Here is an 18,570-nt window from a genome sequence, read left to right on the forward strand (position 1 = left end):
TGGGAGGCGCGGCTACCTTGGAACTACTAGTAAGGAGTCCTGACTAAAGGAGTTCGGCGTGACCACCGCACCGCACCGACCGCCCACCGCGCCCGAGCTGCCGCACTGGGAAACGATGCCCCACGACCTGTCGGCAGCCATCCGGGAGATCAAACCCGCCCTGCGCGCCCGCATCGAGTCGTCGGGACGGACCGTCGACGAAGTCTTCGCCGTGGTCGAGCGTCGGATCGCCGCCCGCATCGCCGAGATCAAGGCCGATCGGGAGAGAGGCGACAGCGTCTGGCCGATCATCGACTACTCGGACATCGCCAACGACACCGTCGGCGCCGACCAGCTCGACAAGGTCACCCGGCGCGGATGTCTCATCGTCCGGGGACACTTCGACCGCGAACAAGCGGAGTCCTGGGACGCCGACATCGTCGACTACGTCGAACGCAACGAGTTCTTCGAGAACTACACAGGTCCGATCGACGACTTCTTCGGCACCGTCGGCTCGAAACCCGAGATCTACCCGATCTACTGGTCCCCGGCCCAGATGCAGGCGCGCCAGAGCGACCGCATGGCGCGCGTGCAGTCGTTCCTCAACTCCTTCTGGAACCACCAGTCCGACGGCGTGCAGTGGTTCGACCCGGACCGCGACGCCCTCTACCCGGACCGCATCCGCCGTCGCCCCCCGGGCGCCGACTCGGCCGGACTCGGCACGCACTGCGACCCGGGCAACCTCGACCTGTGGATGACGCAGGGGTACCAACAGGCGTTCCGCCACCTCTTCGACGGCACGATCGAGCAGTACGACCCCTGGGACGCCGCGCACCGCACGGACGGCAACCAGTACCCCGGCGACACCATGTGCTCGGCGTTCCGCACCTTCCAGGGCTGGACCGCACTGTCCGACATGGATCACGACCAGGGTGTTCTGCACACGGTCCCGATCCCCGAGGCGATGGCGTTCCTGATGCTGCGCCCACTGCTCTCGGACGTGCCCGACGACGAGATGTGCGGGGTGACCACCAATCAGGTCTTCCCGGCCGACCACAAGTGGCACTCGGAGCTACTCGAGGCGCTCACCGGCATTCCGGACGTCAAGGCAGGCGACTCCGTGTGGTGGCACTGCGACATGATCCACAGCGTCGCGCCGGTCGCCGAACAGAAGGGCTGGGGCAACGTCATGTACATTCCGGCCGCCCCGTGGTGCCCGCGTAACGAGAACTACGCCGCCAGCGTCCGCGAAGCATTCCTTGCCGGGAACAGCCCGAGTGATTTTCCGGCCGAGCACTACGAGCGGAACTGGAACGGCCGGTTCACGGTCGACCAGCTCAACGAGACCGGCCGACGCGGCCTCGGCTTCGAGTGACGGAGACCCCCAGCCCTCACGGTGACAGGGTCCTCTGGCGCCGAAGGGGCCTGTCACCGTGGCGGAGTCAGCCGGTCACGGGACTCTGGCGCTACTCAGGTGATCGCGCAGAGCCCAACAGTGCGCTCATTCGATTCTGCCGGTGAGTGAAGAGCTGTTGTAGTTCGCGCCGCATCAGCACCGAGTCGACCCACCGTCCCCAGCCGGTCGCGAACTCCACCTGGTCTCGGTACCGCGTGCCGTCCGCATGCGGCTCGCAGACATGAGTATGCCGGAAATAGCGGAACAGCCCCCTGGTTTGCAGGTCGACGAACCGATGTGGACGGTCCATCTCTTCCAGATACGCCACCCACCGGACGGGGAACACGTGCTTGAACCGGACTCTGAACGCGATAGCCATCTTCGCTTCGAGCTGCGCGGACGAGTAGCCGATCACGTCCACCCGGTACGGCATGATGAAGCTGTAGCCGTCGACACTGAGGCAGAAGTCGAAGACCTCCTCGGGTGATGCGGCCAGCACCACCTCGCGTCGCACAGTCGTGGTGTGCTCGGGACGTTCGTGGACCTTCCTCCCGCTGAGTAGCCCACGCTCCTGGTGGTACGAACTCGTCGTCACGGCACGTCTCCCCCGCAGTCGGCGCACGGATGAACGCAGGACGCGATCATGGCCACGATCGTGCTCACGATCCGGTGACGTCGTGGCAAGACCGCGGATCACCCGGAGCTGTCGCGGTCCTCCCATCACATGGTGTGCACCGCGCCCTGCGCAGTTCGGGATGCGTCTGTCACTCGGATCGCGTATCCCGACGACACTGCCTCAGTCGGCGACCCCAAGAGGCCGCCATCTCCGTGTCGCCGGGTCGCTGCGGCACCAGGTTCAGTCGGCTGACGAGAGCAGGACGACCGAGTTGTGCCCGCCCATGCCAAGGGAGGACTTGACGGTGACTCCCCGGCGGACCGATGTGGGGCCGTCGAGCAGCCGCGCATGGCCCTGCGCCACCTTCGGTGCGGCAGGCACGACGCCGCGGTCGTAGCCGAGCGCCGTCGCGGCGATCTCCACCGCCGACGCCGCACCCTGGCAATGGCCGACGAGCGGCTTCACCGAGTACAGCTCCGCGTCGGCCGGGAACAGAGTGTCGAACACGCCTGCTTCGGCCTTGTCACACTGTTGGGTGCCCGGCCCGTGGGCGTTGAGGTAGCGGAGGTCGGAGCTCTCCACGCCGGAGTTCTCGAACGCCTCTTCGAAACACCGGGTGACCTCGGTCAGCGCCGGGTCGATCGAGGTGACGTGGTGCGCGTCGTGCGACATCGCGCCCCCGAGCAGGTTCGCGTACGGTGTACCGCCCCCACGCGACAAGACCATGGCCACCGACGCTTCTCCGGCGGGGAATCCACGGCTGCCCTCCTGGAACGGCCGGCACACGTCGAGGGGTTCCGCATCGGTGACGGCGACTCCGAGACGCTCGAAGTGCAGGACGTTCTCCCTGGTCGCGGACAGGTCGGTGGCGACGAAGACGACGTCCTCGACGATGCCGGCGTCCAGCCACGCCTTCGCGGTGAGCAGACCGGCGTTGCCCGAGGCGCACATCGCCGAGACGTTCATCGCGGGCCCGTGGAAACCGAACTCCTTCATCAGCGTCGACGTGGGCGTCGACGGCATGAGCGGCAGGTAGTCGCGTGCCGCACGGTTGCCCTGGTGCTGGAGGTAGAAGTCCCGCCACAGCTCCACCTCGCCGAGCACGACGGCATGGAGCAGGCCGACCCGCCGACCCTCGCGCCAACCGCGTGCGCGTGCGTCGGTCACGGCCTCACGGACGGCGCCGCGCATGGCGCGGGAGAACCTGCTGGGACCGTCGATCTCGTCGCCGCCGGCAGGCACGTTGGCGACCCAGGCGGCCCGGTCGCCGTCCTCACCGTGGCCGTCGACGAGGGAGGCGGCGTGCTTGCCTGCGGTCATTCCCTTCCAGAACGGCTCGACCCCCCATCCGTAGCCGGTCACGGCACCAAGACCACGAATACCTAAATGGGTTTCCATCATCATCCTTTCTCTGCGATCTCGACTTCGCGGGAAACCGAGAGGCGACGGGAAAACGGTGTTGTCACACGCTCGGGGGTAACCCTGACCCCATCGCGGCTGTCCGTTCGTGTCCGGAACGAAGACGCTGGATACTCCGGTGCGCAGAACTTCTGCCGTCGAAGCGGGAGACCATGGCGGACGTCCCGGACACCGGCCGCGGGGCCGATCGATATCGGGTTCAACCCGAGCTCGTGGATATCGCGTTGTCTTTGCACGATGTCGTCGTCTGGTCCTACGACCTGGCCGGCACCGAACTCCGCTTCTCGCCCGGGATGGACGCGCTGCTAGGTCTGGCCGGCGCCACGGACGAGTACGTCCGCGACCGGGTGTCGTCGCTGCTCACGCCCCTCACGCAGGCCGCGCACACGGCCCCGGTCTGGGACGATCTCGAGCTCGACGAGTGGTACGAGCGCGACGACGGCGACCGGCGCCTGCTCCGCTTCCGTGCTCGCAAATACGCGTCGGGCACCGAAGGCGGATTGGTCGGAGTCGCCACCGACATCACTCGGACGGCTGAAGATCAGCAATCCCTGCGGGACCTGGCCGACCGTTACCGTCTGCTTGTCGAGCTTAGCCCAGACGCCATCTGTGTTCACCAAGATGGGGTGGTTGTTTATGTGAATCCCGCTACCGTACGTATGGGTGGATTGGCTTCCAGCTCACAGATCATCGGCCGCCCGATCACCGACTTCGTCGCCGCCGAATCGCTCGACGAGATGTACGAACGGTTGGCCAGCCTCACCGCTCCGGGGACGGCGTCCGAACCCGCTCAGGCACGCATCGGCACCCGTGAAGGGGACATGTTGCTCGTCGAGGCGGTCTCCGTCCGGACCAGCTGGGAAGGGCGCCCTGCCTATCAAGTGATCATGCGGGACATCACGGCCCAGAAGGAGGCCGAGGCGGCTCTGCACAACCGCGCGGCACTCGTGCAGCACGTCAGCAACGCGGTCATCGCCACCACCGCCGAAGGTGTGGTCACCAGTTGGAACCCCGCAGCCGAGACCATCTACGGCCGCACGGCCGACGCTGTGGTCGGCGAGCCCATCAGCAGGGTCGTCGGAGCCGAACTCGACCCCGCGAGGGTCCTCCAGCACGGAGTGACCGACGCCGTCCATCGGCACGCCGACGGCAGCGCCCTCACGATCCGTGTCTCGGTCGCCTCGATGGACAGCGGGTTCGTCCTCGTATGCGCCGACGAGACCGCTCGCAGACGCGCCGAGCAGCACTACGCCACCGTCATCACGGCCCTCAACGACGGTGTCGTCGTGGTCGACCCGCGCGGCGTCATCGCGACAGCGAATCCCGCCGCCGCGCGCATCCTCGGAACCACACAGGCGGAACTCACCGGCTCCCGCGCCGGTTCCTGGACGTTCCACGACGAACAGGGCGCCCCGGTCGAGGGGGACCCGGTGACGTGGACGCAACGTTCCGGTTCCCAGCGCAACTCGCTCGTGCTGAGCACCCGCCGTCCCGACGGCACCGAAGTGTGGCTGGCGATGGCGACCCGCGCGCTCGACCACGGGGGCAGTGCACCGTACGCCGTACTGGTCTCCTTCACCGACGTCACCGAGTCGCGCGCCATCCGGGCGCAACTCGAACGGGCCGCCACCCAGGACCCACTGACGACGCTCGCGAACCGGACCGAGATTCTCAAGTTCATCACCGAGTCCGTGCACGGCGACTCCGCGGCGGCGACGACCGGTGTCCTGTTCGTGGACCTGGACAAGTTCAAGGTCATCAACGACTCTCTCGGCCACGCGGTCGGTGACGAGGTGCTCCGGGTGATCGGGCAACGGTTTCTGCGGCAGGCACGGCCGCGCGACGTCGTCGGGCGGCTCGGAGGCGACGAGTTCGTGGTCATCACGCGCGACGACCCGACCCCGGAAGCGCTCGTCGAGATCGCGGACCGCCTCCGGGCCGATCTCACACAGCCGATCGCCTTACAGCACCGCCAGCTGCGGGTGGACGCCAGCGTGGGCGTCGTGCTCGTCCACCGCCGCGACCCGCGTCTCGCGGAGGACATTCTGCGCGACGCCGACGTCGCCATGTATCAGGCCAAGGTACTCGGCGGCAGACGATGCGCGATCTTCGACGTCGACCTCCGGCGACGGATGCAACGCCAGCTCGATCTGGAGCAGGAGCTGCGCGGCGCGGCCGACGCGGGCCTGCTGCACGCGGTGTACCAGCCGATCATCGACATTCCGACCGGTGAGATCGTGGCCGTCGAAGCTCTGTTGCGGTGGAATCACCCAGAGTTCGGAAAGGTCTCCCCCGCCGAGTTCATTCCCATCGCGGAGGAAAGCGGACTCATCAACGACATCGGCGCCCGCGCCCTGCGCACCGTGAGCCGGGAATTCATGGAGCATCTCCCGACGTCCGGGTGGCGCCTCAACGTCAACCTTTCGGCGCGCCAGCTCGACGACGCGCACCTCCCCGACATCGTTCGGGATGCCGTCAGCTCCTCGGGCCTTCCCGCCTCGCGGTTGTGCCTGGAGATCACGGAAAGTGCGCTGATGCAGGATCTGCACAACGCCGGTGACGTGCTCGCGAAGCTGCGCGAACCGGGCGTCTCCCTGGCCATCGACGACTTCGGGACCGGGTACTCGTCTCTGGCGCAACTGCACCGGATGCCGACGGACTCGCTCAAGATCGACCGGTCGTTCGTCCTCGACATCGGCAAGACCACCGACACCGACATCATCGTCTCCAGCATTATCGCGATGGCGCACACCCTGAATCTGGCCGTCGTCGCCGAAGGCGTCGAGACCGAGGAACAGTTGACCATGCTGCGCGACCTCGGCTGCGACCAGGCGCAGGGGTTTCTGCTCGGCAAGCCGGTGCCGATCGATGCCCTCGAGGGCGAGATCGCGAGATGCCGTCAGCAGCGCTACGCCGACGGTCATTGACCAGCGGGCTCCCGCGCGCAACCAGCTGCGAGGTGAGGTTCCGCGACGGAACCACCAACACAGATCAATCCGCGCACCCGCTTACCGTGCGGCGGGCGCTCTGCCTACGAACTGCATCGCACGGTACGGCCAGTTCGTCTCGGTGTTCCACTGGCTCACCACCAGATGCAGATCGTCCACAGTGGACCCAGGAACGATGTAGCCGCCGTAGAGCTGCGCCACTCGCCCTCGCTCGTGGTTCTCAGCTGCCCACGACGTCCCGCCCAGTGCGGTGGCGCGCGGCGCCTCGTAGAGGTTCGCGGTCGGCACGTCCAGGTTCATCACGTCGATCCGGTAGTTCCCGGCGTCGAAGAACGACAACAGCCACCTGCCTCCGATCGGACGCAGACACAATTCGCCGTACGCACCGGTGAGCGCCACGGTCGGCGGGTTGCCCCACGCCCAGGCCCCGTCCCGGAAACCCCACCCTTCCCACGCTGTCGGATCGGCAAGACGCCGCGCGGGCACACGATGCAGCATCAGGCCTTGGTCGCGGCGGAACCCGGTGGTGAACGCATACACCCAGCCGTCGTCGCCGAGCCCCCACGTCAGCATCTGGAACAGCCCTCCGTGCAGGTCTCCCGGCCACGTCGTGCCGGTGTGCTGCCAGGACTCACCGTTGTCGGTGGACCGATGGAGCTCGGTCCAATGCACGTTGCCGATTCCTTCGCACACCATCACGTGCAGGTACATGTCGTCGCCGATGGTGATCAGGTCGGTCGGGATCACGGTACTCACCCGGCGACCGTGAATGATCGAGTCGTGGTGGTACGGCAACGCCTGTTCCGCGTAGGCCTTCCCGCCGAGCGAACCGGTCCAGCCGATCCCCGCCGTGGCGGTCGAGGGGTCCGCGAACAGCACGACCGGCGAGCGCCAGCCCGGCCCGCCGATCCCGGCGCGTTCGAAGGTGTCGCCGAAGACCGACACCAGACGTCCGTCCGGCGCTGGGGCCATCACACCCAGATCGGTGCCCCCGACTCCGAACCGGTCGGTGATCCCCGGACCTGTGAGATCCTTTACCTTACGCACCGACGCGCACTCCTTCCCCAGGCGAGAAACCAGTTCCCAACACCGCGAAGCGCGAACTGGGCGACGGTGCTGGTCCACCTATCCAAGTTCCAAGATTGCCTCTTATCACGGCACGTTACCGACCGCGAGGTCAGCGTGAGCGCACCAGCAATGCCTGCGCACTGTTCGCCGTGTGGCCCTGCTGATCGTGCACAGTGGACAATGCTGTGCCCATTCCTTCCGGGCCGATCGCCGTCCGCGCGTCGAGGCCGACCCACTCGCCGACGGGTGCGCGGTGCAAGTGAACGGTGAGCTCGGTGTTGATGAACAGCCACTTGCTCGGATCCAGCCAACTGGAGACGCCGCTGGCGGAGTCGACGACGGTCATCACGCGCTGCAGCGGCGTCGGCTCCTCACCTGCCACGAGCGGAATGCGCTGCCGGACCCACACCGTCGCCGGCCCTTCCTCGCCGAGCGATCCCTGGAGGCTGATCCATTCCATCGCGTCGATGTAGCCGGGCCCCCAGCCGTCTGGGCGGCCGAACTCCACGCCGTCCTCGACCGGGGCCAGCGGCGGTTCGACTCCCACGTGTTGGCTCGCGGTCTCCGAACGCGCGAGACGCCATGCGCTCGCCCTGGCGACGGGTCGCTCCTCGGTGCGCAGAGTGGCGGTGAGCAGCTGCACCGACTTGCCGGGCCGGTCCACCTCGGCGGAGACCCACAGGTCCGTGATCGGGACCGGTCCCAGGATCTCGACCGTGATCCGCCCCAGCACCACGTCGCCGTCGGCTCGGCAGGATTCGAGTGCTCTGGCGAGCAGACCGGCGGGCGGCCCGAAGTGCTGACTGTCCGGGGACCACGGACCCGCCGTGCTCGTGGTCGACACGAAGTGGTCGCCGCCCCGATGCTCGTAAAACGCCTCGTCCACCGCTGCTCCCTCTCAACCGCTCGCTGACCCGGCGATGGTCGCTCGCCGCTTGCACACCTTCCCCCACCCTGGCACACGGCAGCGGGCGTGAGCCTTTTCGGTGGCTATGGCAACTAAAGAGACTCACGCCTGCTTGCGACGGTGGGTGCCGACCGGGATACCTTTCTCGTTGTGGCCAAGGATGAGTCGGCGAGCCCGGTAACCGGTGTGGGCGTCCTGGATCGGGCTGTCGCGATCCTCGACGCGGTGGAGCGCGCTCCGATGGGCGGCAGTGAGCTCGCACGGCATCTGGGGCTGGCGGTGCCCACCACGCACCGACTGGTCGCGGCGATGGTCGAGCACGGGTTGCTGCGCCGCGACAGCCACGGCCACCACCCCGGGTGGCGATTCACCTCGTCCACACTGGTCACCGTCGCCTATCCCGTCGTGGAGGCGTTGCGTCGCGAGACGGGGGAATCCGCGCAGGTGTGGGTCCGGCGCGGCGAACAACGGCTGTGCGGGACAAGAATCTCGACCTCCAGGAAAAGCGCACCTCAGCCCGAGCACGGTGAGAAGCTCCGGCGTTCCAGCTTGTCGCACGCAAGGCCGGGGCCGCCGCTGCGTACGTGCAGGTACTCGAGGCGACCCCAACGCCGCGAGCGACAAGCTGGGACGCCGGTCAGCGACCACCACCGCAGATCGAAGACAGCTTCCTGAGAGGGCATTGTGGAACTTGGGTAAGTGGACCGGTACCCGCCGCCCCAGTTCGCGCCTCGCCGCGTTGGGTCCTGATACGCGGCCGTCGCGGTCGGGGCACACCTCTTGACCGCGACGGCGCAGGGTTTACCGAAGTTCCGGCGAAAGCGGCCAAGCGTCGGAGATCAGCCGCGGGAGGGTTGGCGACGTCGTGGTCTCCTCGGAGCGGTCGGCTTGCGACGTTGCCCCGGGATCGACCGATCGTCGCGCTCGGTTTCCTCCCGGTCTTCGTCTTCGTCGTCCTCGTCTCGCTCCTCGTCGTCCTCGTCGCGCTCGTCGTCGGACTCGTCCTCATCCTCGTCACGGTCTTCATAGTCGCCGTCGTCCGCGTCGAGACGTTCGTAGCCGGACTCGTCACCGTCGCTTTCGCGTCGGTCGGATTCTTCCTGCTCTGCCTGCACGACTTCATCGTGACTGCGCACCACTTCACCGTCGCGGACCTCGCCGCGCCATCCTTCGTCGGACGCCGCGCCGTTCATCATGATGTGGCGCCGGAAGTGCTTGAGATCCAGACGTGCCCGGCGAGAGGCCGCCCACCACAGGTTCGCGGTCTTTTCGAAGAAGCCCGCCGGGAAGTACTCGATGACCACGAGCACCTGGGTGAGGTTGTGGTCGAGTTCGTGGAACGTCACCACGCCCCGGGTACTGCCCTTGGATCCGTTGGAGACCCAGACGATGCGCTCGTCCGGCACCTGTTCCACCACTGTCGCCGTCCAACTGCGGTTCGACTTGGCGACCTTGACCTTCCAGTTCGTGGTCACCTCGTCCTCGGCATCGACGCCGACGACGCCACGCATCATCTCGGCGAACTCCGGGTAGAGCGTCCACTGGTTGTAGACCTGACGCAGCCCGACGCCGATCTTGACGTCCTCGACGATGTTGGTCAGCTTCGACCCGGTCGTCGCGCCGCCGGACGAACCCTGGCCACCGCCGGACGAACCCCGGTCGCTGTCGGGTGAACTCCGGTCATCGGATTCGGCTTCGTCGGCGTCCTTCACGGCACCGTCGCCATCGCGCTGCGCGGCACCGGGCCCGGTCCGAGACGCGGAGACCGGCCGTGGGTCCTCGAGCCTGGCCGCCACCTCCTCGAGCTTGTGGCCAGCTCCGGTGATCGTACGACGCACTTGGAACCGCAGGTACTTCTCGACCGCAGTGCGCAATTCCTCCCCCGGGGTCAGGTCGCCGTGCGGGTCACTGAACGGGTGCTGTGCCATCGCCTTCTCCTTCGACGCCGCGAGGCTCACTCGAACTCCGGCGCGTCGACGAGCCTCGACCGGATCCGGTAGTCGACTCGGACGTGCCGGTAGGTGACGTTGTTCTCGACGCTGTCGGGCAGGCCACGCCGAACGCTGCCCGACGCGGCCTCCCGCTCAGGATTCCCGGAGAATTCCACATGCGACTCCGGAGCCTCGGAGAAGCGCAGGTGCCCGGCGTCGACCCGTGCGACGAAGTCGATGTCCGGTCGCTTGGAGTGCGCGTTCATCGGGGTTGCTCCCTGCGCGAGGATCGCGGCCGCTGCGTCCGTTCCCCGGTACCCGGTCGCTTCTTGCGTTCACTCGCCCGTTCTTCGGACTGAGCGGCGCCACGGGGCGCCTTGCCTGCCGTGCTGCGTGCGGTGTCGCCGACGTCCTCGGCAACCTTGCGCGCCCCGCCAGCGGCGTCCTCGGTCGCACTCGCTGCGCCTTCACCTACATCGCCTGCCGCACTGCCCGCGCCCTCGCCGACGCTTTCAGTCGCACTGCCGGCGCCCTCGCCGACGCTCTCGGTCGCACTTCCGGCACCGCGACCCACGCTTTCCGTCGCGCTTCCGGCGCCCGACCCCACCTCGCGGACCGCGCTCCCTGCGCCCTCACCCAGACTTTCGGCGGCCTCCCCCGCGCCCGAACCGACCTCGCGAACAGCGCCCCCGGCACCCTCGCCGACCTCACGTGCCGCCGTTCCGAGACCGTGCGTCAGGTTCTCGAGGATCTGCGGGTTCCGGTCGATGGTCTTGAGGACGCGTTCCAGGATCCCGGCAACGTTGTCGAGGCGGACCTTCAGCAGGGCCTGCGCCTCGACACCCTTGATCTCCAACGCGACCCGACCGAGATGGACGTCCGCTCCGACGTTGAGCTTGACCAGGTCCAACACCTCGGCCTGCAACGACACCTTCGCCCGCAGGTCCTCGACTTCCAGGTTGATCTCGTCGACCCGCAGGTCGGGCACGTCGAGCAGGACGTCCGGCTCCGCGCTGTTCTTGACGGCGGTGTCGGTCGCGTCGGCGGTGCCCGCGTCGTCCGAACCGGCGCCGTCGTCGAGGTACTCCCCCGACCGACCTTCGTCGTCGCGGTCGAACTCCGTCGCGTCGGCCATAGCTCCCCCCTTCGCCTGGTCCCACTCCGCGCGTCGGCAGTGGCCACAGACGGATTCCAGGAGAACACAGGCCGGCAGGCACCGCACGGCTTTCCGACGTAGCACCTTTCAGCTGCGAATTCGCGCTCGGTTGACGAATCGCACCCTGCATGTCGTTCCGTAGAGAAGAACACTCTGTCCCTCAGGGCGTAACTGGCGCACGATGGGGCGTACATCCGGTAGCCCGTGGTCACGTCCGCCGGCCCACAGCCGACGCCCCCGAGGAGCCAGACTCGTGCAGTTCTATCTCAACGGTTACAAGCCCGGTGACCCGTTCGTCGCGGATCCTCACCCCGGCCTGGCCGAGCGTTCGACCGGCCTGCCTGACACGGCCGACGTGGTGATCGTCGGGTGCGGCCCTGCGGGGCTCGTGTTGGCTGCCCAGCTCGCCGAGTTCCCCGAGCTGCGCACCGTGATCGTCGACCGCCGCGACGGACCGCTCGAGGTCGGCCAGGCCGACGGGGTCGCGTGCCGCACGGTCGAGATGTTCGAGGCGTTCGGCCTGGCCGAGAAGCTCATCCACGAGGGCTACCAGGTCAACGAGGTGACCTTCTGGCGACCGGATCCCGCCGACCACGCCTCGATCGTGCGCACCGGACGCATCAACGACGTCGAGGACGACCTCTCCGAGATGCCGCACATGATCGTCAACCAGGCGCGGATGCTCACCTACCTGCGGGACCACATGAGCCGCTCCGCCGCCCGTGCCGAGCCCTACTACGGGCTGCACGCCGCCGACGTTCAGGTCGACCCCGACCCCGGCGCAGAGCATCCGGTCACGGTCACGCTGGAGCACCTCGAGAACTTCGAACCGACCGGCGAGACCTCGACCGTCCGAGCCCGCTACGTCGTCGGCTGCGACGGCGCGCGCAGCGGAACTCGGCAGGCCATCGGCCGCAGCCTCGAAGGCGACGCGACCAACCAGTCGTGGGGCGTGCTGGACGTCCTCGCGGTCACCGACTTCCCCGACATCCGGCTCAAGTCCGCCGTCACCTCCGAGCACGGCAGCATCCTGATCATCCCGCGCGAAGGCGGGTACCTCGTGCGGCTCTACATCGAGCTGGACAACGAACGCGACGCCGAGATGCTTCGCGACCGCAGCGTGACCCCGGAGAAGCTCGCGGAGGTCGCCAACCGGATCCTGCACCCGTACAGCATCGACGTGAAGCACGTCGGCTGGTGGGCGGTCTACTCGGTCGGGCAGCGTCTCTGTGCCCGCTTCGACGACGTGCCCGACGACGAAGCCGACACCCGCCTGCCCCGGGTGTTCATCGCAGGCGACGCCTGCCACACGCACAGCGCGAAAGCCGGGCAGGGCATGAACGTCTCGATGGCCGACGCCTGGAACCTCGGGTGGAAACTCGGCACCGTGCTCCGCGGGATCTCGCGGCCGGAGGTCCTGCGCACCTACTCGGCGGAGCGCCAGGAGGTCGCCCGTGAACTCATCGACTTCGACCGCGAGTTCGCGGCGCTGTTCAGCGCGCGGCCGGACGACGAGCAGGACACCGACCCGACGCGGTTCCAGCGCTACTTCCGCGACCAGGGCCGGTTCACCGCCGGGGTCGCCGTCCGCTACGAATCCTCGATTCTCACCGCGAAACCGACACATCAGCAGCTGGCGGAGGGCTTGCCGGTCGGGATGCGCTTCCACTCCGCGCCGGTCATCCGATTGGCCGACGCGAAGCCGATGCAGCTCGGCCACGTGGCTCGCGCCGACGGAGCATGGCGCCTTTACGCGTTCGCCGACCCTGCCCACCCGGGTGCACGGGAGTCCCGACTGCGGCAACTGGCCGATTTCCTGGCCTCGGAGGACTCCCCGATGGCCAGGTTCACCCCGCCCGGCGCCGATCCCGACTCGGTGATCGATGTCCGGGCCGTGCTGCAGCAGGGACACCGCGACGTCACCGTCGATGAACTGCCGCCGGTTCTTCTCCCTCGTAAGGGGCCGTTCGAGCTCGTTGACTACGAGAAGACCTTCTGCCCGGACCCGGCGACCGACATCTTCGACCTGCGGGGCGTGAACCGGGAACACGGAGCCCTCGTGGTCGTGCGGCCGGACCAGTACGTCGCCCACGTGCTCCCCCTCGACGCGCACCAAGAGCTCGTCGAATTCCTCCACCAGTCACTGGTCGAGGTCAGGGCCACCGCGCCCAGGAGGGAGCGAGCCGACGCGCCGCTGCGGGCCGGTGAACAGCCGGCTCCGACGGTCACGCGCGGACGCGCTGTTTGACGACGTACATCTGCTGGTCCGCCCGGTCGAGCAGGAAATGGCTCGGTGTCTTGGGATTCTGCGTCGTAGCGAGGCCGACGCTCGCCGTCATCGTCAACGACAGCCCCGAGACGACCGTGCTGCCGTCGAGCCGCCGGACCACGCGATCACGTAACGCCTCGGCTTCAGCGAAGTCGGGCACCCACGCGGCGACGACGAACTCGTCACCGCCGAGGCGTGCGACCGTATCCGTCGCCCGAACGGCGCTGATCAATTCCTGAGCCACGGCGGTGAGCAGCTGGTCGCCCACCACGTGCCCGTGCCGGTCGTTGACCGGTTTGAACCGGTCGAGATCGATCATCAGTACTGCGAGCACACCGCCCCGTTCCCCGAGCTCGGCCAACTCCTGCTCGACACGGTCACTCAGCAGCGTGCGATTGGCCAGACCGGTCAACGGGTCGTGCAAGGCCATCCTGGTGAGCCGTTCGAAGCGTTCCTCGCTCAACCGCACTCCCGAGCCCAGCGGCTCGTACTGGCCCACCAAGTACACCGGCCGATCGTCGGCGCCGGGTACCATGCTCAGCCGGATCAGGAGCCAGAACGGAGCGCCGTCCTGGTGGCGGAAACGCACCTCCAGGGTCGCCGAGGTCTCCCGGCTCTCGCACAGTGCGGCGAACGCGGCACCGTGCGCATTCCGATCGTCGAGATCATCGATCAACATCGCGCCGGAACTGCCGATCAGCTCCTGCCGGTCGTAGCCGACGAGTTCGCACAGCTTCTCGTTGACCTCGGTCCAGTGACCGTCGAGATCCAACAGCGCCATCCCGATCGGAGCGTTGCTCACCGTCTGGCGCCACAACAGCTGCAGTTCCCGGTACCTGCTGATGTCGTGGAACTGGCACACGACACACGCGGCCGTCCCCCGGGAGTCTCTGATCAAGGAGGTCTGGACGAGCACCCAGTGACGAGCTTGTCGACGTTCTCCTGCCCGATCGGTTCGTCCCCGGGGTGGATCACATCGCGAGGAGCACGCTTGAGCAACTCGTCCCGCTCATAGCCGAGCATGCCGCACATCGCCGGATTCACGTCGACGTGGCGGGCTTGCAGGTCGAGCACCGCGACGGGTCCCACGACCTGCTGCCACATCGCGTCCAACGGAAGCCGGGACGGACCGCCGCTCATCCCGAAACCATACGTCGCGACCAGGTGAAGCCGACAGCAACAGCTACCGGCACACCGGAGGTGTCCTTCCTGGACGGCTGGCAGGGCCCTCGGCGAGTTCGCCACGCCGGTTGCCAGAGTGGTCCCATGCCGGGCTTCCGTTCTTCTCCCGCTTTTCGGCTGTTGCTCGCCGCCACCGCCTTGGGTTTCGGCAGTTACGCGCTGCTCCTACCGGTGCTGCCGCTGTGGGTCGCCACGGGCGGCGCGGGTGAGTTCGGCGCGGGACTCACCACCGGGGTCTTCATGGCGGGCACGGTCGTGACGCAGCTCGGGGTCCCGCGGTTGCTGCGCGCGATAGGCCACCGCACGGTGCTGCTGATCGGTTTCCTGCTGCTCGGACTCCCGTCACCGCTGCTGGCGCTCACCACCGACCTGGCTCCGGCCGTCGGTGTGTCGGCGGTGCGCGGCATCGGGTTCGGGATGGTGACCGTCGCGGGCAGCGCCTCGGTCGCAGAACTGGTCACGCCCTCGTCGCACGGTCGAGCCTCCGCGCGGTACGGGTACGCGGTCGCCTTCCCGCAGTTGCTGTTCCTTCCGGCCGGTGTCGCCGTGACCGACGTACTCGGGTTCACCGGCGTCTTCGTTCTGGCCGGAGTCACTCCGCTGATCGCCGCCGCGGTGTGCCTCTTCCTTCGAGTCCCTGCCCCGCGGCGCCCCGAATCGGCGGCGCCGAGCCGTTCCCGCGGTCGGCGAGGCGGTGTCCTCTCGGCACTGCGGGCGGGGCCCGTCGTGGCACTCACGGCGTGCGCGGTGGCTCAGGCCGGGGTGATCACGTTCGGTCCGCTGCTCGCGCCCGACGCTCGCCGAGCGGTCCTCGCGACGTTGTTCGTCCTGCCGCTCGGCATGCTCGTCGGACGCGCGATCTCCGGGACGCTCACCGACCGGTCACAACGACCAGGCGGGCTCCTCGGAACGGGCACGCTGCTGACGGCGGCCGGCATGCTCGCGGTGGTCGCCTCGACGGCAGCGCCGCTCCTGCTTCCCCTCGGCGGCGCGCTCGTCGGGCTCGGGTTCGGCATGGTGCAGAACGACGCGATGGTCGCCCTGTTCGCCGCCGGTCCGGCGCACTACAGCACGGCCAGCGCGGCGTGGAACATCGGCTACGACGCCGGGACCGGCCTCGGCGCGACCGCGTTGGGTGCTCTCGCGGAGCCGTTCGGCATCGGACTCGCGTTCACCGGATCCGTGGTGCTGCTGCTCGTCGTCACCCCGTTCGTCCGCGTTTCCCGGCATGAACACCGCTCACCCGTGTGACCTTCCCCACCGGTGCGCTCCACTTTCGATGAAAGTGTGGTTCCGCATTCCGGAAACGTCCGGCTCAGGCTGCGGTGGAGCTTCCCCGCTACCCTGAGGTGCGCTGGGGCGAAGCACCTAGTGTGTCCGTATGGCTTTGGTTGAACGTTCTTTGCTCGGTCCGGGTCCCACGAACGCCTATCCCGAGGCGACGGCCGGGTTGGCCGCTCCGATGCTGGGTCACCTGGATCCGGAGTTCCTGGCGATGCTGGACGAGACGGGCAGGCGCCTGCGCACGGTCTGGGGCACCGGGAACCTCCGGACGCTCCCACTGTCCGGCACCGGCTCGATCGGGATGGAAGCTGCCTTCGTCAACTTCGTGCACCCGGGAGACGTCGTCGTGGTCGCCGTGAACGGCCTGTTCGGCGAGCGGATGTGCGACGTCGCCTCCCGCTACGGTGCCGAAGTCGTCCGCGTGGACCACACCTGGGGGCAGCCGGTCGACGTCGAGCGTGTCCTGGCCGCGCACCCCAGCCCGTCCATCGTCGCCGCCGTTCACGCCGAAACCTCGACAGGTGTCCGCAGCGACATCGAGCACCTCGGAGCCGCGCTGCGCGAACGCGACGAGCGCACCCTGCTGCTGGCCGACTGCGTCACCTCCATCGGAGGGGAACAGATCGACCTGGACGGCTGGAACGTGGACATCGCCTACGCCGGAACGCAGAAGTGCCTCGGCGTGCCACCCGGCCTCGCCCCGTTCACCGTCTCGGAGCGCGCTTGGCACCGGCGCGTCGAGAAGCCGACGACCTGGTACCTCGACCTCGGCCTCATCGGTAACTACGTCACCGGAGGCGGTTCCGGTGGCCGCGCCTACCACCACACCGCGCCCACCGCCATGGTGGCGTCACTGCACGCCGCACTCGGGCGTCTCCTGGAAGAGGGCATCGCCGCCGCAGCCGAACGTCACCGCGAAGCCGGGGAGGCACTGCAGACCGGCCTCCAGGAGATGGGCCTGGATCTGTTCGCGGCCGAAGGCAACCGGCTGCACCAGCTCACGAGTGTCGTCGTGCCCGACCACGTGGACTCCGCGGACGTGCGCAAGCGCCTGCTCAACGACTACGGCATCGAGATCGGCGGCGGCGTCGGCCAGTACGCCAACACCGTGTGGCGCATCGGCCTCATGGGCCCCAACGCAGGCCTCGACCGCGTCGAGCTCCTGCTCGGCAGCCTCCGCCGAATTCTCGGCCGCTGACCGTGCCCTGCCGTGGCCCGGCCGCCGCAACCGGCGGCCGGGCGGCGGCGGAACCAGCCTGGTGACGGCCGCCGCACAAGCTTGATCCACACGCGTTTACGGGCACAAACGCCAGCTCCGAAAAATGCACTCTACGGATTCTCCCGGCGGGTCGTGAAGGACACGGTGATCCAGTTGTCCGGCTCGGCACCGCCGAGACGCTCGCTGATGTCGGCGCGGATCCGGTCCCAGTCTTCCAACGATCGCGGCGGCAACCCGGTCGGGACGAGGAAGACCATTTCGATCTGCTTCGCTCGGCCGAGCTGTGCGACGTACACGCGGTGACCGTCGAAACCCTCGGCCTCGACGACCGCCTCCGCCGTCCGCTCGGCCTCGTCCTGCAGCTCGGGAGGCGCGACCAACGCGATGTCGGCGACGGCCTTACGCAGCGTCGGCACGGGGACCGGCAGCAGCACCAGCGCCACCACCATCAGCACCGCTGGATCGACGTACGGCCGCATCCACTCGAACCGAGTGCCCACGAGAGCAAATCCGATGACGAAGGCGACCAGCAACGCCGCGGTGACGGATCCCGCGACGAGCCACCCCTTGACGTCCATGGCGACCAGCGCCGAGCGGAGCCTGCGGTTCGCACGATGCTCCAGGAAGCCGACCGTCGCCGACAACACCACGACGATCACGGCGTAGACGATCGCCGGTCCGAACTCGACGTCCCTGCCGCCGCTGAGCAGCGTCGAGACGGACTGAATCACGGCGTAGGCCGACACCGAGATCAGCACCAGCGCGTTGACGGCGAGGACCATGGGTTCGAAGTGCCAGAACCCCATCGTGAAACGCCTGGCCATGCCGGGCGAGAGGTCGTTGACGGCGGAGCGGGCGATGAGCCCGGCGACGACGATCGAAACCACCGACATCACCGCGTCGACCAGCGAGACGACGCCGTCGAAGATGATCGCGATCGAGCCCGTGACGAGGCCGAATCCGATCCCGAGAGCCGCGAACGTCAGGATCGCACCGAGCGAGACCTTCAGCGCTTGCTGCTCGGTGCGCACCGATCCTCCTGAACGCACGACACGGACTCCGGCCCGAACAAGGCGAGTCGGAGCCTACGGCGGCGCCCGATGTCCCGCCGCCGACGCACGCCAGCCGACTGCGAGGTGAGGTCCACTACGGAACCACCAACGCAGACCAACCCACGCGAGGTCTGATGCAACGAC

The 18,570-nt window shown here is 68.0% G+C and carries 16 protein-coding genes; 6 read left to right on the top strand and 10 right to left on the bottom strand.

Annotated elements, in window-relative coordinates:
* The first annotated feature begins 58 nt into the window (after positions 1-58).
* The gene (locus GIY23_RS11995) at positions 59-1,354 is read left to right on the top strand and encodes a DUF1479 domain-containing protein (RefSeq protein ID WP_154076737.1); all 1,296 of its coding nucleotides are present in this window, start codon (positions 59-61) and stop codon (positions 1,352-1,354) included.
* A gap of 91 nt (positions 1,355-1,445) precedes the next feature.
* On the opposite strand, the gene GIY23_RS12000 is transcribed toward GIY23_RS11995, so the two are convergent.
* Together GIY23_RS12000 and GIY23_RS12005 are read right to left on the bottom strand one after the other, a co-directional pair.
* On the bottom strand, positions 1,446-1,970 hold the full coding sequence (locus tag GIY23_RS12000; RefSeq protein ID WP_187351854.1) for an SRPBCC family protein: 525 nt from the start codon (positions 1,968-1,970) through the stop codon (positions 1,446-1,448).
* A gap of 261 nt (positions 1,971-2,231) precedes the next feature.
* A complete protein-coding gene (locus tag GIY23_RS12005) occupies positions 2,232-3,392 on the bottom strand; it encodes a beta-ketoacyl synthase N-terminal-like domain-containing protein (protein WP_154076739.1) in 1,161 nt (386 codons plus the stop codon).
* A gap of 242 nt (positions 3,393-3,634) precedes the next feature.
* Between GIY23_RS12005 and GIY23_RS12010 the strand changes: the two genes are divergently transcribed.
* A complete protein-coding gene (locus GIY23_RS12010) occupies positions 3,635-6,337 on the top strand; it encodes a sensor domain-containing protein (protein ID WP_228717243.1) in 2,703 nt (900 codons plus the stop codon).
* A gap of 81 nt (positions 6,338-6,418) precedes the next feature.
* On the opposite strand, the gene GIY23_RS12015 is transcribed toward GIY23_RS12010, so the two are convergent.
* Positions 6,419-7,405 (bottom strand): DUF4185 domain-containing protein, encoded by a 987-nt coding sequence (locus GIY23_RS12015; RefSeq protein ID WP_154076741.1) that lies wholly within the window; start codon positions 7,403-7,405, stop codon positions 6,419-6,421.
* Positions 7,406-7,535: 130 nt separating this feature from the next.
* Positions 7,536-8,312: a thioesterase family protein gene (locus GIY23_RS12020; RefSeq protein ID WP_154076742.1), complete on the bottom strand. Its 777-nt coding sequence runs from the start codon at positions 8,310-8,312 to the stop codon at positions 7,536-7,538.
* A gap of 171 nt (positions 8,313-8,483) precedes the next feature.
* Between GIY23_RS12020 and GIY23_RS12025 the strand changes: the two genes are divergently transcribed.
* Positions 8,484-9,008 carry a helix-turn-helix domain-containing protein gene (locus GIY23_RS12025; protein WP_228717244.1) on the top strand — a complete coding sequence of 175 codons (525 nt, stop codon included), beginning with the start codon at positions 8,484-8,486 and terminating at the stop codon, positions 9,006-9,008.
* Positions 9,009-9,172: 164 nt separating this feature from the next.
* On the opposite strand, the gene GIY23_RS12030 is transcribed toward GIY23_RS12025, so the two are convergent.
* From GIY23_RS12030 to GIY23_RS12040, 3 genes are read right to left on the bottom strand one after another with little or no spacing between them, the layout of a single operon-like run.
* Positions 9,173-10,261, bottom strand: coding sequence for an SRPBCC family protein (locus GIY23_RS12030; RefSeq protein ID WP_154076743.1), 1,089 nt, complete (start codon positions 10,259-10,261; stop codon positions 9,173-9,175).
* A 26-nt stretch (positions 10,262-10,287) separates the two neighbouring features.
* A complete protein-coding gene (locus tag GIY23_RS12035) occupies positions 10,288-10,530 on the bottom strand; it encodes a hypothetical protein (RefSeq protein ID WP_154076744.1) in 243 nt (80 codons plus the stop codon).
* Complete coding sequence (locus tag GIY23_RS12040; protein ID WP_154076745.1) at positions 10,527-11,399, bottom strand: hypothetical protein; 873 nt, start codon at positions 11,397-11,399, stop codon at positions 10,527-10,529. The genes GIY23_RS12035 and GIY23_RS12040 overlap by 4 nt, the downstream gene beginning before the upstream one ends.
* 274 nt (positions 11,400-11,673) lie before the next feature.
* On the opposite strand from GIY23_RS12040, the gene GIY23_RS12045 reads away from it, so the two are divergent.
* Positions 11,674-13,668: an FAD-dependent monooxygenase gene (locus GIY23_RS12045; RefSeq protein WP_154076746.1), complete on the top strand. Its 1,995-nt coding sequence runs from the start codon at positions 11,674-11,676 to the stop codon at positions 13,666-13,668.
* On the opposite strand, the gene GIY23_RS12050 is transcribed toward GIY23_RS12045, so the two are convergent.
* Both GIY23_RS12050 and GIY23_RS23015 read right to left on the bottom strand, forming a co-directional pair.
* Complete coding sequence (locus GIY23_RS12050; protein ID WP_228717245.1) at positions 13,646-14,551, bottom strand: GGDEF domain-containing protein; 906 nt, start codon at positions 14,549-14,551, stop codon at positions 13,646-13,648. The two genes, GIY23_RS12045 and GIY23_RS12050, sit on opposite strands and share 23 nt — an antisense overlap.
* 32 nt (positions 14,552-14,583) lie before the next feature.
* Positions 14,584-14,829 carry a PAS domain S-box protein gene (locus GIY23_RS23015; protein WP_228717246.1) on the bottom strand — a complete coding sequence of 82 codons (246 nt, stop codon included), beginning with the start codon at positions 14,827-14,829 and terminating at the stop codon, positions 14,584-14,586.
* A 126-nt stretch (positions 14,830-14,955) separates the two neighbouring features.
* Here GIY23_RS23015 and GIY23_RS12055 point away from each other — a divergent pair, with 126 nt between their 5' ends.
* A complete protein-coding gene (locus GIY23_RS12055) occupies positions 14,956-16,122 on the top strand; it encodes an MFS transporter (RefSeq protein WP_154076747.1) in 1,167 nt (388 codons plus the stop codon).
* Between the two features lie 130 nt (positions 16,123-16,252).
* Positions 16,253-17,353: a pyridoxal-phosphate-dependent aminotransferase family protein gene (locus GIY23_RS12060; protein ID WP_154076748.1), complete on the top strand. Its 1,101-nt coding sequence runs from the start codon at positions 16,253-16,255 to the stop codon at positions 17,351-17,353.
* 131 nt (positions 17,354-17,484) lie between these two features.
* On the opposite strand, the gene GIY23_RS12065 is transcribed toward GIY23_RS12060, so the two are convergent.
* Entirely contained in the window at positions 17,485-18,405 is a 921-nt protein-coding gene (locus GIY23_RS12065) for a cation diffusion facilitator family transporter (RefSeq protein WP_154076749.1), read from the bottom strand.
* Positions 18,406-18,570 lie beyond the last annotated feature (165 nt).

The sequence above is a fragment of the Allosaccharopolyspora coralli genome (assembly GCF_009664835.1).
GTDB lineage: Bacteria > Actinomycetota > Actinomycetes > Mycobacteriales > Pseudonocardiaceae > Allosaccharopolyspora > Allosaccharopolyspora coralli.